The sequence below is a fragment of the Dermacoccus sp. MPR-E5 genome, assembly GCF_058809565.1.
Genome location: NZ_JBXASS010000002.1, coordinates 244511 through 259707, shown reverse-complemented (window position 1 = coordinate 259707; position 15197 = coordinate 244511). Strand labels below are relative to the sequence as shown.

Annotated in this window: 11 protein-coding genes; 3 read left to right on the top strand and 8 right to left on the bottom strand. The window is 67.3% G+C overall.

Going from position 1 to position 15197, the window contains the following annotated elements:
- Positions 1–60: 60 nt before the first annotated feature.
- The 5 genes from ndk to ileS all read right to left on the bottom strand — a co-directional run bounded on the left by ndk (position 61) and on the right by ileS (position 6949).
- On the bottom strand, positions 61–480 hold the full coding sequence (gene ndk / locus AC1RS9_RS02460) for a nucleoside-diphosphate kinase (RefSeq protein ID WP_062257506.1): 420 nt from the start codon (positions 478–480) through the stop codon (positions 61–63).
- A 97-nt stretch (positions 481–577) separates the two neighbouring features.
- Positions 578–1441 carry an undecaprenyl-diphosphate phosphatase gene (locus tag AC1RS9_RS02455; protein WP_006944409.1) on the bottom strand — a complete coding sequence of 288 codons (864 nt, stop codon included), beginning with the start codon at positions 1439–1441 and terminating at the stop codon, positions 578–580.
- Positions 1438–1848: a DUF4233 domain-containing protein gene (locus tag AC1RS9_RS02450; protein ID WP_006944394.1), complete on the bottom strand. Its 411-nt coding sequence runs from the start codon at positions 1846–1848 to the stop codon at positions 1438–1440. Before AC1RS9_RS02450 ends, AC1RS9_RS02455 begins: the two co-directional genes overlap by 4 nt.
- Positions 1845–3536 (bottom strand): bifunctional folylpolyglutamate synthase/dihydrofolate synthase, encoded by a 1692-nt coding sequence (locus AC1RS9_RS02445; protein WP_006944412.1) that lies wholly within the window; start codon positions 3534–3536, stop codon positions 1845–1847. The genes AC1RS9_RS02450 and AC1RS9_RS02445 overlap by 4 nt, the downstream gene beginning before the upstream one ends.
- Positions 3533–6949: an isoleucine--tRNA ligase gene (ileS, locus tag AC1RS9_RS02440; protein WP_083603912.1), complete on the bottom strand. Its 3417-nt coding sequence runs from the start codon at positions 6947–6949 to the stop codon at positions 3533–3535. The genes AC1RS9_RS02445 and ileS overlap by 4 nt, the downstream gene beginning before the upstream one ends.
- A 667-nt stretch (positions 6950–7616) precedes the next feature.
- Here ileS and AC1RS9_RS02435 point away from each other — a divergent pair.
- Positions 7617–8339: an SDR family oxidoreductase gene (locus tag AC1RS9_RS02435; protein ID WP_492920395.1), complete on the top strand. Its 723-nt coding sequence runs from the start codon at positions 7617–7619 to the stop codon at positions 8337–8339.
- Between the two features lie 244 nt (positions 8340–8583).
- Entirely contained in the window at positions 8584–9081 is a 498-nt protein-coding gene (locus AC1RS9_RS02430; protein WP_473956650.1) for an excalibur calcium-binding domain-containing protein, read from the top strand.
- Between the two features lie 126 nt (positions 9082–9207).
- Here AC1RS9_RS02430 and AC1RS9_RS02425 read toward each other — a convergent pair whose 3' ends face one another.
- Positions 9208–9795, bottom strand: coding sequence for a GAD-like domain-containing protein (locus tag AC1RS9_RS02425; protein ID WP_006944396.1), 588 nt, complete (start codon positions 9793–9795; stop codon positions 9208–9210).
- Between the two features lie 176 nt (positions 9796–9971).
- On the opposite strand from AC1RS9_RS02425, the gene valS reads away from it, so the two are divergent.
- Positions 9972–12686, top strand: a complete 2715-nt coding sequence (valS, locus tag AC1RS9_RS02420) for a valine--tRNA ligase (RefSeq protein WP_473956652.1) — start codon at positions 9972–9974, stop codon at positions 12684–12686.
- Between the two features lie 159 nt (positions 12687–12845).
- Here the strand turns inward: valS and AC1RS9_RS02415 are convergent, their stop codons facing one another.
- Positions 12846–13250 (bottom strand): restriction endonuclease, encoded by a 405-nt coding sequence (locus tag AC1RS9_RS02415; RefSeq protein ID WP_492920392.1) that lies wholly within the window; start codon positions 13248–13250, stop codon positions 12846–12848.
- A gap of 610 nt (positions 13251–13860) precedes the next feature.
- Complete coding sequence (gene clpX, locus AC1RS9_RS02410) at positions 13861–15102, bottom strand: ATP-dependent Clp protease ATP-binding subunit ClpX (protein WP_492920390.1); 1242 nt, start codon at positions 15100–15102, stop codon at positions 13861–13863.
- Positions 15103–15197 lie beyond the last annotated feature (95 nt).

The window sequence follows — 15197 nt, the reverse complement described above, 5'->3', positions numbered from 1 at the left end:
GGTGTGGGCGAGCCTGCGAGCCCACACCTGTCGCTCACCGGAAGACACAGCGAGGGAAGGTCAGAACCAGATCGCGATCTCGCGTTCGGCGGATTCGGTGGAGTCGGAACCGTGGACGATGTTCTGCTGCACCTTGAGGCCCCAGTCGCGGCCGAGGTCGCCGCGGATGGATCCGGGGGCCGCTTCGGTGGGGTTGGTGGCGCCGGCGAGGGAGCGGAAGCCCTTGATGCAGTCGTTGCCTTCGATGACCGCGACGACGATGGGGCCGGAGCTCATGAATTCGACGAGCGGTTCGTAGAAGGGCTTGCCTTCGTGTTCGGCGTAGTGCGCAGCGAGCTGGTCGCGCGTCGCCTCCGTCACCTGCAGCTTGGCGATCGTGTAGCCCTTCGCTTCGATGCGGCGCAGCACCTCGCCGGTGAGGCCGCGGCGGTAGCCGTCGGGCTTGATGATGACGAGGGAGCGTTCGAGCTGTGCGGTCATGGTGTCCTCCAGGCAGAGAGTGCGGATCTGCCCCCAACCTATCGAAGGTCGGGGGCAGATCATGAATGCCGTTCGTCGCGGCGGGCGCGTGGATCGCTCAGTTGACGGCGGCGTCGATCGTGCCGGTCGCGAGCAGCCCGAAGACGACGAGTGCGAGCGCGATGCGGTAGATGACGAACGGGCGGAAGTTGTGCGTCGAGATGTATCGCATGAACCAGGAGATGACGGCGTAGCCGACACCGAACGCGAGCAGTGTCGCGATGGCGATCATGCCCCAACTGCCGGAGTCGTGATCCTTGCCCTTGCTGATGACGTCCATGAGTTCGAGCAGGCCGGACGACAGCACCGCCGGGATGGCGAGCAGGAACGAGTAGCGAGCCGCGGCGGGTCGGGAGTAGCCCATGAACAGACCACCGGCGACGGTGCCGCCCGAGCGCGAGACGCCGGGGATGAGGGCGAGTGCCTGGAAGAAGCCGTACTTGACGCCGTCGGCCCACGTCAGCTCGTCCAGGCCCTTCTCGTGATGGCCTTCCTCGACGCGCTTGTCGGAGACGACATCGGCCAGCATGATGACGAGCGCGAAGACGAGCAGCATCGTCGCGGTGATCCACAGGTTGCGCAGCGTGCCCTCGATCGCGCTCTTGAACAGGATGCCGAGGATGCCGATCGGCAGGGTGCCGATGATGACGAGCCAGCCCATCCGCGCGTCGGGGTCGTCCTTCGCGACGTGGCCGCGCAGCGAGCCGAACCACGCCTTGATGATGCGGACGATGTCCTTCCAGAAGTACACGAGGACGGCCGTCTCCGTGCCGAGCTGGTTGATGGCGGTGAACGCGGCGCCGCCGCCGTCGTTGTCGAAGAACACGCGACCGACGAGCAGTTGGTGCGCCGACGACGAGATCGGCAGGAACTCGGTGAGCCCTTGCACGATGCCGAGGACGACGGCCTCGAGCCAGTTCATGAATACTCCCTCATGAAGTTACGAGTGAGCTCGTCCATCTTGTCGCCCTGTACGAGCGCGGTGATCCACAGCGAGAGGAAGATGAGGCCGACGACGAGCATGGACGGGACGATGAACGCGGTGAGCAGCGTCGCTGCCTGCAGCACCCATCCCAACGGAATGCCGAGCGGTTTGCGCATCGACGCGCTGGAATACAGGCAGAGCACAGCCAGCGCAATGCCGACCCAGAGCAACGTCGTCGCGTTGCCGCCACCGTCGGGGTGCCGGGAGTGGTCGAGGCCCCACGCGACGAGCGCGAAGAAGAACAGGACGAACGCCTGGCAGCCGATGACGGCGCCCGCAAGCTGTCGCGTCTTTTTCTCGCCGACGCCGGTGAAGCGGAGGCGACGGATCCATTCGGCGATCATGACGACGTCACCCCCAGCAGCATGCGCACGTCCGCGGCCGTGACGACGGAGCCCGTCGCGAGGACGCCACTTCCGACGCCTTCGTCGTCGGCGAGGGCCGCCGCGCGGTCGAGGGCGTCCGGCAGGCTGTCGACGACGGTGACGCGATCGTCGCCGTACAGTTCGGCGGCGAGCTGGCCGAGTTCGCGCGGATCCATCGAGCGCGGCGACGTGTTGCGCGTGACGACGACGTGGTCGAGCGTCGGTTCGAGCGCGAGCAGCAGCTCTTCGGCGTCCTTGTCGGCGAGCACGGCGACGAGCCCGACGAGGCGGTTGAACTGGAAGGAATCCGCGAGCGCCTCACGCAGTGCCTGCGCGCCGGCCGGGTTGTGCGCGGCGTCGACGAGGACTGTCGGCGAGCGCCGCACCACCTCGAGTCGCCCGGGCGAGGTGACGGCGTCGAGCGCGGCGCGCAGCACGCCGTCGTCGATCTTAGTCTCTCCTCCCCCGAGGAACGCCTCGACGGCGGCGATCGCCGTCGCGGCGTTGTGTGCCTGGTGCGCGCCGAACAGGGGCAGGAAGAGGTCGTCGTACTCACCGGCGAGGCCCTTGACGGAGATCATCTGCCCGCCGACGGCCGCCTCGCGCGCGGTGACGGCGTACGCGTCGCCCTCGCGCAGCATCGTCGCGTCGACCTCGAGGCACTGTTCGCGCAGGATCTCGTCGACCTCCGGCACCTGCGCGGCGACGACGGCGAACGCGCCGGGCTTGATGATGCCCTTCTTCTCGTGCGCGATGTCCTCGACCGTGTCACCGAGCAGCCGCTGGTGATCGAGCGCCACGGGCGTGACGACGCTGACGACGCCGTCGGCGACGTTCGTCGCGTCCCACGCGCCGCCGAGGCCGACCTCGACGATTGCGACGTCGACGGGCGCGTCCGCGAACACGGCGTAGGCGAGGACGACGACGACCTCGAAGTACGTCATCCGCACGCCGCCGTTGCTCGTGCTCTCGTGGTCGACCATCGCGATGAACGGTTCGATGTCGTCCCACACACGCACGAGCCGTTCGACGTCGACGGGTTCGCCGTCGAGGCTGATGCGCTCACGGAAGTCGTGCAGGTGCGGTGAGGTGAATCGCCCTGTCTTCAAACCGCGTTCGCGCACGAGCCGCTCGACGATGCGGGTCGTCGACGTCTTGCCGTTCGTGCCCGTGAGGTGGATCATCGGGAAGCTCGTCTGCGGGTCGCCGAGCAGTTCCATCGCGCGACGCACACGTTCGAGGGACGGTTCGGGGTTGTTCTCCGGGGTGCGCGCGAGGATCTCGTCCTCGATCTCGCGCGCCCGCAGCCGCAGCGCTGCAGCTTCCTCGGCCTCGCGAGCGGCGGCCCGGGGGTCGCCGCTGCGCTGGGCCTTCTTGCTCACGAGGTTGTCGCCGACGATGCCCGTCGTCAGGGCGCGCTCCGTGGGGTCGGCGGCGTCGCCCGTCTCACCGCCCGGGCCGGCCGAGCCGTCACCGATGACGTGCTCGGCGACGTACTCGTCGAGATCCATCTCCTCGTTCGCGTGTCCGAACGATTCGCCCTGGATGCCGAACGTCGCGTACCCGTCGCGCGGGCTCTCACCCTCGACGAGGTGTTCGTTGACGTCGGCGCCGTCGAATCCGTCGCCGTCGTAGTCGTTCTCGTCGCGCGGACGCTGGTCGCTCATTTGTTCTCCACCTTCTTCACGACGATACGCACCTGCTGCTTGTCGCCGACCTCGGCGCTCGTGCCGACGCCGTCGGGCAGCTGGTGCTGCGTGCCCGCCGAGCCGAACTGCACCGCGAGCGTCTCACGCATGATGAGGTCCTGGTGCGCGACGGTCGCCGCCCACACCTCGTCGTCACCGGTGATGGTGAGCGAGATACGGTCGGAGATGTCGAGACCGGCGTCGCGCCGGGCCTGCTGGACGGCGCGCACGACGTCGCGCGCGAGGCCCTCGGCGGCGAGCTCCGGCGTCACCTGCGTGTTGAGGACGACGAAGCCACCACCGGGCAGCATCCCGGCGGCTGTGTCGGCGCCGGCCTTCTCGGTGTCGACGACCATGTCGAGCGTGTACTCGCCCTCCTCGAGCGCGAGCCCACCGGCGGTGACGACGCCGTCGGCGCCCAGCGACCAGTCGCCGGACTTGCTGCCCTTGATGGCCTGCTGCACGTTCTTGCCGAGCCGAGGGCCGGCCGCGCGAGCGTTGACGGTGAGGCGCCGGCTGACGCCGAGCGCATCCGCGTCGACGTTCGCCGAGTCGGCGAGCACGACGTTCTTGACGTTGACCTCGTCGGAGATCAGATCGGCGAACTGCTCCAACGGGTGCGGGTTCTCACCGACGAACGTCACCGACTCCAGCGGCAGGCGCACGCGCAGCTTCTCGGCCTTTCGGATGGCGAGCGTTGCGGAGCACACCTCACGGGCGCGGTCCATCGCCGTGACGAGGTCGGCGTCCGCGGGCAGGTCGTCGGCGACGGGGAAGTCGGTGAGGTGCACCGAGCGTCCGCCCGTCAGGCCGCGCCAGATCTGCTCGGTCTCGAACGGCAGCAGCGGCGCCGCGGCGCGCGTCACGACCTCGAGCGCGGTGTAGAGCGTGTCGAACGCCTCGTTGCTCGACGCCTCGTGCTCGGTGCCCGTGCTCGCGGACGATCCGGTGCCCCAGAACCGCTCGCGGCTGCGGCGGATGTACCAGTTCGTCAGCACGTCGAGGAAGCTGCGGACGCTGTCGCACGCCCCCGCGATGTCGTACGCGTCCATCTGCGTCTGCACCTGCGCGACGAAGTCGTGCAGCTTGGCGAGCAGGTAACGGTCTAGCACGTCGTTCGACGCCGTCGACCACTGCGCGTCGTAACCCTCACCACCGTTTGCGGCGTTCGCGTAGAGCGCGAAGAACGAGTACGCGTTCCACAGCGGCATCATGACCTGACGCACGCCGTCACGGATGCCCTGCTCGGTGACGGACAGGTTGCCGCCGCGCAGGATCGGGCTCGACATGAGGAACCAGCGCATCGCGTCGGCGCCGTCACGGTCGAACACCTCGGACACGTCCGGGTAGTTGCGCAGCGACTTGCTCATCTTCTGCCCGTCGCTGCCGAGCACGATGCCGTGGCAGATGACGGAGGAGAACGCGGGCTTGTCGAACAGCGCCGTCGCGAGGATGTGCAGCGTGTAGAACCAGCCGCGCGTCTGACCGATGTACTCGACGATGAAGTCGGCCGGGAAGTGGTTCTCGAACCACGATTCGTTCTCCATCGGGTAGTGCACCTGCGCGTAGCTCATCGAGCCCGAGTCGAACCAGACGTCGAGGACGTCGTCGACCCGACGCATCGTCGCCTTCCCCGACGGGTCGTCGGGGTTCGGGCGCGTCAGCTCGTCGACGAACGGACGGTGCAGGTCGACCTCGCCGTCAGCATTGCGGGGCAAGGCGCCGAAGTCACGTTCGATCTCCTCGAACGAGCCGTAGACGTCGAGGCGCGGGAACTCCGGGTTGTCCGACTTCCACACGGGAACGGGGCTGCCCCAGAAGCGGTTTCGGGTGATCGACCAGTCGCGCGCGTTCTCGAGCCATTTGCCGAACTGGCCGTGCTTGACGTTGCCCGGCACCCAGTCGATCTCCTCGTTGAGCGCGAGCATGCGCTCCTTGATCGCCGTCACCTCGACGAACCAGGAGCTCACCGCCATGTAGATGAGCGGCTGACGGCAGCGCCAGCAGTGCGGGTAGGAGTGGTCGTAGCTCTCGCGGCGCACGAGGACGGTGCCGTCGCTGGCGTGCCCGGCGTTCGCAATGTCGCCCTTCGTCGCCGCTTTGAGGTGGTCGATGACGTGCGGGTTCGCGTCGAACACCTGCATGCCCTCGTAGTCGCTCACCGGGTAGGTGAACCGGCCGTCGGGGCCGACGGGCACGACGACGGGGATGCCGGCCGCGTCGGTCGCGGCCTTGTCCTCCTCACCGAACGCGGGAGCCATGTGGACGAGGCCCGTACCGTCGTCGGTCGTGACGTAGTCGGCCGACAGGATGCGCCACGCCTTGCCCACGACGCGCTCGTCGTCGAGGAAGTACGTGAACGGCGCGGTGTAGGTGAGGCCGACGAGCTCGGAGCCCTTCATGCGACGCACGACCTTCGCGGCGAGCGCGTCGGCGTCGAGCTTCTCGCCGAACAGGTCCTTGCTGTAGGCCGCGAGGCGCGCCTCGGCGATGACGTACTTCTCGTCGCTGCCGGTCGGGCCTGAGGCCTCGACGACGACGTAGTCGATGTCCGGGCCGACGGAGACGGCGAGGTTGCTCGGAAGCGTCCACGGCGTCGTCGTCCAGATGAGGGCCTTCTCCCCCGTCTCGAGCGTGAAACCGACCGTCACCGCCGGGTCCTGACGGTTCTTGTAGACGTCCTCGTCCATGCGCAGCTCGTGGTTGGACAGCGGCGTCTCGTCGTTCCAGCAGTACGGCAGCACGCGCAGGCCCTCGTAGATGAGGCCCTTGTCGTAGAGCGACTTGAACGCCCAGATGACCGACTCCATGTAGCCCGAGTTGTACGTTCGGTAGCCGCGCTCGAAGTCGACCCAGCGGCCCATGCGGGTGACGTAGTCCTCCCAGTCGGAGGCGTATTTCATGACGCTCTTCTTCGCGGCGTCGTTGAACTTCTCGATCCCCATGTCGAGGATGTCGTCCTTGGTCTTGAGGCCGAGCTGGCGCATCGCCTCGAGCTCGGCGGGCAGGCCGTGCGTGTCCCAGCCGAAGACGCGGTCGACGCGCTTTCCGCGCATCGTCATGTACCGCGGGACGAGGTCCTTGACGTAACCCGTCAGCAGGTGGCCGTAGTGCGGCAGGCCGTTCGCGAAGGGCGGGCCGTCGTAGAAGACGAACTCGTTGTCGCCGTTCTCGCCGGCGTCGCGCTGCTCGATCGAGGCCTGGAACGTGTCGTCGCGCCGCCAGTAGTCGAGGACGGCCTTCTCGATGGACGGGAAGTTCGGGCTGCTCGGCACGCCCTTGGGGATGCCGAACGCCTCGCCGGTGCCGGGGGTCGTGGCGGCCGCTCCCGCTGCGTCATCGGGGGTCGCTGCCGCGTGCTCTCGCGTGAGGTCGACCTTGGGGTAGGTCATGGTGGCATCCTTTGCGCGTCAGATCGTCGAGCAAGGACGACGTCGCCGGCGTGTGCCGGGTGGCCGCGGTACCACCTTGCTTGCCATCTCGAACCCGCGCTCTCGCCCGGTGGCGGGCGCACGAGGAGCGACATGACCGCTTCATGCCGGCTGTGACGGGCCACTCCCGCCCGGTTCTACTGGGGTGCGCTCGCGGTGTGCGCAACCTGTTCTTCCGGGGACTCGCCGCTGATGACGGCTCGAACGTCGTTGCCACCATGTTACCCGCCGTGGCGGAGTGTTCGATCGCACGGGCAAGCCGGTGCCCCCCGGCCTGTTGCCACCTGCCCCGGAGCGACTCGACGAGCCCGGACCAGCTGCACCAGTGGTGAGTCGGCCAGCCCGGGCCGACTGCATGAGTAATGTGCATCTGCACGACTTTCATGACGCACATTCCTCGTGCAGATGCACGATTCTCGGGCAGCTGAGAAACCGGCCGCTGCGGGCAGGATCTGTGGGGCCGGGAAGCGCAGCAACGGGCCCACCGAGCAGATGGAGCCGGGCCCGCCGCGTGGTCTTCGTTGCGAACCGACCCGGGCCCGCCGCGCGGTCTTCGTTACCGTGAGTCCAGCCCCGCCGCCCTGCCGACCATGCCTGTCGACGGGCCCACCCTTTTGAGGAGAACATCATGACGTCTCGCCCCACCGTCCTCGTCACCGGCGGTACGCGCGGCATCGGCCGCGCCATCTGTGACGCCCTGGCCGCCGATCACGACCTCATCATCGGCGGCGCGTCTGCCGACGCCGTCACCGAGGCGTGTGCGCGATACGAGAACGCCCGGCCGTTCGTCGCGGATCTGGCGGACGAGGCCTCGACGACTCGCGCCGTCGAAGCTCTCGGATTGACGCGTCTCGACGGCGTCGTCCACTCCGCCGGCGTGCTCGGCAACGGCGCGCTGACGGATCTGCGTCGGGACGACTGGCGCCGCACGTTCGAGATCAACGTCGTCGCCGTCGCCGATCTGACGCGGCTGCTCCTGCCCGCCCTGGAGGCGGCTCGCGGCACCGTCGTCGTCATCAACTCCGGTTCGGGGCTGACGGCGGGTGGCCCCGGCGGCGTCTACTCGGCGTCGAAGTTCGCAGCCCGCGCCCTCACGGACGCGATGCGAGAGGAGCTGCGCCCGAGGGGGATCCGCGTCTCGTCCGTGCACCCGGGGCGGGTGGCGACCGACATGCAGGTCGAGCTCAATTCCTTCGAGGGCCGCGAGTACGACGAGGCGAACTACCTGCGGCCCGAGTCGGTCGCGAGCGCCGTCCGCCTCGCCCTCACGGCGACGCCGGACGCGAACGTCGACATGATCTCCGTCCGCCCCGGCCCGACCACCCGGCGACCTGGTACTGCCCACTGCTGATCGACCGCGATCTGCCCGATCGCTCACGAAATAGCGCGGCCGACCGGGCGGAAAGCGCCAGATGGCGAATGGTGCTCCGGGCCAGGAAGCTCACGGCTCGACGCCCCCAACGCCAGATCGCGAACCCGGCGCGCCTCGAAGCCCTCTCACACTGTTTCATCAGCTTTCCCCCATTCGAGGTGCGGGATCGCTAGCGTCGAGAGCGTTGGATCGACCAACGAGTGACGCCCCTGAAGGACAGCTCATGAAGAAGACCATCGCCCCTGCTCTAACCCTGGGCTTCGTCGGCGCAGCCCTCGCCGCCGCGGCAACGCCGGCCAGTGCCGCGGTGTACTACCCAAACTGCGATGCCGCGGTTGCAGCCCACGCAGCACCGATCAACAAGGGTGAGCCGGGCTACCGCCCGGCGCTGGATCGCAATGACAACAATGTGGCGTGCGAGAACGCAACCTTCCCTGCGGGTTACGTCAAGAAGACGGTTTCGAGGCCCGCCCAACCCGTACCCGCCAAGCCGACGACGCCGGCACCTGTCTCGACGACGCCTGCGCCCGTCGTGCAGACCCCGGCGAAGCCGTCCCAGCCTGCTCCGGCCACGCCCGCCGTCCCGAGCGCTGGCCCCAAGGTCAACACCGATTTCGTGTCGACGGGTAACTCCTCCACCTCGACGCTCGCGGCATTCAGCCTGCTCGCCGGCGCTGCCGGTGCGGGCGCATGGCGTGTTCGCTCCGCTGGCAAGCGCTGACGCGGGCTCTCCCTGCTATGACGATGCCCGCCCCACTTCGATCGAAGTGGGGCGGGCATCGTCGTTGATCACCGAGGTGGGTGTTCGGGGCTCCCGCAGGTCAGCGCATGACCACAGGCTGGCGGATCAGCGCTGACGCTGCTCGCGCACCATGCGGTGCGTCAGGAGGGCGTGCTGGACGCCGTCACCCTTCGTCAGTGCGTCGGGGCTGACGGTGCCGCCGAGCGGCAGCATCGGCGTGAACGAGTAGAGCTCGCCCTCACCGAGCAGCCCCAGCTTGGTGCGCGCACCCTGGTGCGGTCCGCGCAGGTCCGCGAGGTGCGACGACGGCCCGACGAGGTGCTCGGCGAAGAACTCGTCGGCCGACTCTGCAACGACGAGGTTGGTCAGGAAGTGCGGGTCGAGGCACTGCACGCGGCCGTCCTCGTCGAGGTGATACACGTGCCCGAAGCTCGTGACGGCGAACGGGATGCTCGCGACGCCGACACCGAACCACTCCTGCAGCACGGGCGTCCACACGGCGGGGTCGACGAGCTGCAGCTCCTGCTTGCCGTACCAGCCGATGCCGTGATCGCGGTACAGCGCGAGCAGCGACTGCGGCAGCCGGTCGGCCGCGTACTCGACGAACGCGGGCCCCACGGGGGTGACGTCGCTCGGCGCGAAACGCGCGACGAAGGGCTCGATCGCGGCGGCGCCGCGCGGCGTGGCGTTCATGTTCGTGTGCTCCCTCGTCCGAGCGACGTCTCGCCCTGATTCTCCTACGCGCCCGGCATGTGGGCGCGTCGTCGGCCATCTGCTCATAGCCTAGGCCCCCGCCCCGGCGTTGTCGCACCGAGCCCGCCTCGTCGCCGCCGGTCGCACCAGTGCGTCAGGCATGGGAAAATGACCCCATGACTTCCGACACCACCCCAGCCCAGCAGACGCCGCCCGGCGCCCGCACGATGCCCGACAAGCCCACCGTCGACGGCCTCGAGGACGTCTGGGGCCAGGTATGGAAGGAACGCGGCACGTACATGTTCGACCGTGAACGCGCCCTGCAGCTGCCGCGCGAGCAGGTCTTCGCCATCGACACTCCCCCGCCGACGGCGTCGGGCAGCCTGCACGTCGGGCACGTGTTCAGCTACACCCACACCGACTGCATGGCGCGCTACCAGCGCATGCAGGGGCGCGAGGTCTTCTACCCGATCGGCTGGGACGACAACGGCCTGCCGACGGAGCGTCGCGTCCAGAACTACTACGGCGTGCGCGGCGACGCGACGAAGCCCTACATCGAGAACTACACCCCGCCACTCGAGGGCGCCGAGGGCAAGAGCGTCAAGGCCGCCGACCAGCAGCCGATCGGGCGCAAGAACTTCATCGAGCTGTGCGACGTGCTCACCGTCAAGGACGAGGAGACGTTCGAGGCACTCTTCCGCCGTCTCGGCATCAGTGTCGACTGGAACGTGCAGTACCGCACGATCGACGAGCGTTCGCGCGCCGTCGCGCAGCAGGCGTTCCTGCGCAACCTGAAGCGCGGCGAGGCCTACCAGCAGGAGGCACCGGGGCTGTGGGACGTCACGTTCCAGACGGCCGTCGCCCAGGCTGAGCTCGAGGCACGCGACTACCCGGGCGCCTACCACCGCGTCGCCTTCCACACGAGCGACGGCGAGAACGTCTACATCGAGACGACCCGCCCCGAACTGCTGCCCGCCTGCGTCGCCCTCATCGCCCACCCCGACGACGAGCGCTACCAGCCGCTGTTCGGCACGAACGTCAAGAGCCCGCTGTTCGACGTCGAGATCCCCGTCCTCGCGCACCCGAGCGCCGAGATGGACAAGGGAGCCGGCATCGCCATGTGCTGCACCTTCGGTGACCTCACCGACGTCCAGTGGTGGCGCGAGCTGCAGCTGCCGACGCGCTCGATCATCACGCGCAACGGCCGCATCACGGGCGAGGTGCCCGAGTGGATCGCGGGCGGCCCGGGCGAGCAGCTGTTTGCCGACGAGCTCGCGACGAAGACGACGTTCACCGCACGCGAGAACGTCGTCAAGGCGCTCATCGCCTCCGGTGACCTCGACGGTGAGCCGAAGAAGACGCAGCGCAAGGCCAACTTCTTCGAGAAGGGCGACAAGCCCCTCGAGATCGTGACGAGCCGCCAGTGGTACATCCGCAACGGTGGCCGTGACAAGGATCTGCAGTCGGCGCTCGTCGCTCGTGGTAACGAGATCGACTGGCACCCCGCGTTCATGCAGAGCCGCTACACGAACTGGATCGAGGGCCTCAACGGCGACTGGCTCATCAGCCGTCAGCGTTTCTTCGGCGTCCCGTTCCCGATCTGGTACCCGCTGGACGCGAACGGCGAGGCCGACTACGACAACCCGATCGTGCCCGCCGAGTCCGAGCTGCCGATCGACCCGCAGGGCCAGGCGCCGAAGGGCTACGACGAGAGCCAGCGCGGCCGGGCCGGCGGGTTCATCGCCGACCCCGACGTCATGGACACGTGGGCGACGTCGTCGCTCTCCCCGCAGATCGCGACGGGCTGGCCGATCGCCGACGGCACCGCGCACAAGAGCGACCCCGAGCTGTTCGACAAGATCTTCCCGATGGACATGCGCCCCCAGGGCCACGACATCATCCGCACCTGGCTGTTCGCGACGGTCGTGCGCGCGCATCACGAGAACGGCACCGTGCCGTGGAAGAACACCGCCATCTCCGGCTGGATCCTCGACCCCGACCGCAAGAAGATGTCGAAGTCGAAGGGCAATGCGCAGACACCGGAGGACGTCGTCAGGGAGTTCGGCGCCGATGCCGTGCGCTACTGGGCCGCCTCGGGCCGCCTCGGGACGGACGCCGCCTACGACACGGGCCAGATGAAGGTCGGCCGTCGCCTCGCGATGAAGGTGCTCAACGCCTCCAAGTTCGCGCTCATGACGCCTCCGGTGACGCCCGATGCCGACGCTGCACCGACGATCGAGGCGCTGCTGCCGCACGTCACGCAGCCTCTCGACGTCTCGCTGCTGACGGCCCTGCGCGACGTCGTCGAGAACGCGACGAAGAGCTTCGAGACGTGGGACTACACGCGTTCGCTCGAGTTGACGGAGACGTTCTTCTGGGCGTTCTGCGACGACTACATCGAGCTCGTCAAGGAGCGCGCCAACAACCGTGACGGTGAATTCGGCGAGGCCGAGTCGGCGTCGGCGCGTGCCGCCGTCCGCATCGCGCTCGACGTCCTGCTGCGCCTGTTCGCGCCGTTCCTGCCATACGCCACCGAAGAGGTGTGGTCGTGGCAGCACGCCGAGTCGGTGCACCGCGCCACCTGGCCGACGCGCGACGAGCTCGCGTCCCTGCCCGACGGTGACCCGCTCGTCCTCACCGCCGTGTCTCAGGCTCTCGCCGGTGTGCGCCGCGCGAAGTCAGAGGCCAAGCTCGGCATGCGCGCCGAGGTGACGGCGATGACGCTCGCCGGCCCGGCGGCGGCCCTCGCCGCCGCAACCAAGGGTGAAGCCGACCTGCGCGCAGCCGGCCGCATCAGCGCCATGACGAGCGTCGAGGAGGAGACGGAGAACGGCGTCCTGCTCGTGCGCGACACCGAGCTGCTCGCTCCCCCGCCGAAGGTCAAGAACTGACGCACCGATGGGCGAGCTGAGCCGTGAGAGGGGGGCTCAGCCCGCCTTGGCGCTAGGACAGACTGGAGGCACGTCCAAGAAGAGTTGCATGGAGTCTTCGGCGTATCCCCTTAGCAACCTCGAGAGCTCATGTCGCACGGTTAGGTGGCGATAACGCGCCTAGACTGGCGGCGCCTGTAGTGAGCATTGGAGGAAGGAGTCGTTTCCCGCGAGCCACCGTAGAACTTGCGTGCCACCCAGTAGATGAATATTGCACTCACCAGCAACACCCACCGCCTGGCGGGTAAAACTTGACGTCGTAATGTAAATGGGTACATTTGCGTTATGCAACGTGAAGGCGACACCTGCGAACATCTGCATATCACGAGAATTAATTTTTGTCGACGATTGATAGCGCTTACATTGGACGATAACGATCTCGCCCCCGCTCCATTCACCGACTATGTCGGCACCCCGATCGTTGGGACCCCCAACCACCCTCACCCCGAGGACTCCGTCGAGCAAAAGTCTCGCAGCCACTACCTGCTCAAACTCTTGCCCAGTCAGCTGCTGAAGATCATGCATGGACCACGACCTGGGGCGTTCGAGATCCGCACTTCGCGAAGCGCGCATGACGTCGCTCAGACGAGCGCTTGGGAACCGAGGTGCGGCCAAAGGGACTCGCCCGCCAATCGCTGCGGACGTCGGAGGCAACGGCTCCACGACCCCTGCACTAGCCAGAATGCAATCGCGGCCAGCCAGATGGTCAGCTAGAAGTTTTTCGGCGCCTTTTCGCTCACGCTCAGACGCCTTATAGGACCCGCGACGCAAACACTCTAATATCAATCTTGAAGCAAGATAGGCGGCGGCTGCAGAGGCGCCCATTTTCACCCATGAAAAGCCGCTGATTAAAAGCACTGCACTTGCGGCGAGATAGCACCCGAGAGCACTTGTCAGGATCCACAGCGCCGTTCGATGTCTACGTCGTCGACTTAGTCTTCGCATCGACGCTAGCTCCCCCAGGAAAACCGCGTCCATCTCCCGCACCCTCGAGACGTGAGGCTCGCAGTACGCCGCAAGGTTGTCGAAGTTCGGTGCGTCGAACCAAGGCTTTGCGTGCGGCTTCCCATTGGGCGGTCTGCGTAGAGATCCACCTACAAGAACCGTGACCAATTTGAACATGCGAAATTTATCGCTAGGCAGCGCGACGTCGCACGATCGTCGGGGTGATGCGGTCGAGCACGACCTCGCGCGTGATGACGACCTTGTCGATGTCGTCCTCGCTCGGCACGTCGAACATGACGGGCAGCAGGACCTCTTCGAGGATGGCGCGCAACCCGCGCGCGCCGGTGCCGCGGCTCATCGCCTGCTCGGCGACGGCGTCGAGGGCGTCTGGTGTGAACTCGAGCTGCACACCGTCGATCTCGAACATGCGCTTGTACTGCTTGACGAGTGCGTTCTTCGGCTCGGTGAGGATGCTCACCATGCCCTCGCGATCGAGCGGCTCGACGGTCGTGATGACGGGCAGGCGGCCGATGAACTCGGGGATGAGACCGAACTTCATGAGGTCTTCGGGCTGCACGTCGGTCATCGACGCATCCCCACCGGCGGGCAGGTGCAGCTGCGAGCCGAAGCCGAGCCCCTTCTTGCCCTTGCGGTCCTCGATGATCTTCTCCAGGCCCGCGAACGCGCCACCGACGATGAACAGCACGTTCGTCGTGTCGATCTGGATGAACTCCTGATGTGGGTGCTTGCGCCCGCCCTGCGGCGGCACCGACGCGGCCGTCCCCTCGAGGATCTTGAGCAGCGCCTGCTGCACGCCCTCACCGGAGACGTCACGCGTGATCGACGGGTTCTCGCTCTTGCGCGCCACCTTGTCGATCTCGTCGATGTAGATGATGCCGGTCTCGGCGCGCTTGGTGTCGAAATCACTCGCCTGCAGCAGCTTGAGCAGGATGTTCTCGACGTCCTCACCGACGTAGCCGGCCTCCGTCAGGGCTGTCGCGTCGGCGATGGCGAACGGGACGTTGAGCATGCGCGCCATCGTCTGCGCGAGGTAGGTCTTGCCGCAGCCCGTGGGGCCGATGAGCAGGATGTTCGACTTCGCGATCTCGACCGGATCCTTCGACCCCGACGCCTCGGCGGCCTGGACGCGCTTGTAGTGGTTGTAGACGGCGACGGCGAGCGAGCGCTTCGCCGCGTCCTGTCCGATGACGTACTCACGCAGGAAGTCGAAGATCTCGCGCGGCTTCGGCATTTTCTCGAGGCCGATGTCGACCGAGTCGGTCAGCTCTTCCTCGATGATTTCGTTGCACAGGTCGATGCACTCGTCGCAGATGTAGACGCCCGGGCCGGCGATGAGCTTCTTGACCGACTTCTGGCTCTTGCCACAGAACGAGCACTTGAGCAGGTCGCCGCTCTCTCCCACGCGTGCCATCCGTCATCCCTTCGTCGAGCGACCCGCCGCGAGACGGGTGTGCGTACCCGACGACGGTAGTCGACGGGGCCCTCGCTGCCCCTCATTGAATCCCG

Excerpts from the sequence above, each read along its gene's own strand:
- AC1RS9_RS02435 (WP_492920395.1), top strand. The coding sequence starts at position 7,617 with ATGACGTCTCGCCCCACCGTCCTCGTCACCGGCGGTACGCGCGGCATC.
- AC1RS9_RS02450 (WP_006944394.1), bottom strand. The coding sequence starts at position 1,848 with ATGATCGCCGAATGGATCCGTCGCCTCCGCTTCACCGGCGTCGGCGAG.
- AC1RS9_RS02425 (WP_006944396.1), bottom strand. The coding sequence starts at position 9,795 with ATGAACGCCACGCCGCGCGGCGCCGCCGCGATCGAGCCCTTCGTCGCG.
- ndk (WP_062257506.1), bottom strand. The coding sequence starts at position 480 with ATGACCGCACAGCTCGAACGCTCCCTCGTCATCATCAAGCCCGACGGC.
- AC1RS9_RS02430 (WP_473956650.1), top strand. The coding sequence starts at position 8,584 with ATGAAGAAGACCATCGCCCCTGCTCTAACCCTGGGCTTCGTCGGCGCA.
- AC1RS9_RS02455 (WP_006944409.1), bottom strand. The coding sequence starts at position 1,441 with ATGAACTGGCTCGAGGCCGTCGTCCTCGGCATCGTGCAAGGGCTCACC.
- clpX (WP_492920390.1), bottom strand. The coding sequence starts at position 15,102 with ATGGCACGCGTGGGAGAGAGCGGCGACCTGCTCAAGTGCTCGTTCTGT.
- ileS (WP_083603912.1), bottom strand. The coding sequence starts at position 6,949 with ATGACCTACCCCAAGGTCGACCTCACGCGAGAGCACGCGGCAGCGACC.
- AC1RS9_RS02415 (WP_492920392.1), bottom strand. The coding sequence starts at position 13,250 with ATGCATGATCTTCAGCAGCTGACTGGGCAAGAGTTTGAGCAGGTAGTG.
- AC1RS9_RS02445 (WP_006944412.1), bottom strand. The coding sequence starts at position 3,536 with ATGAGCGACCAGCGTCCGCGCGACGAGAACGACTACGACGGCGACGGA.
- valS (WP_473956652.1), top strand. The coding sequence starts at position 9,972 with ATGACTTCCGACACCACCCCAGCCCAGCAGACGCCGCCCGGCGCCCGC.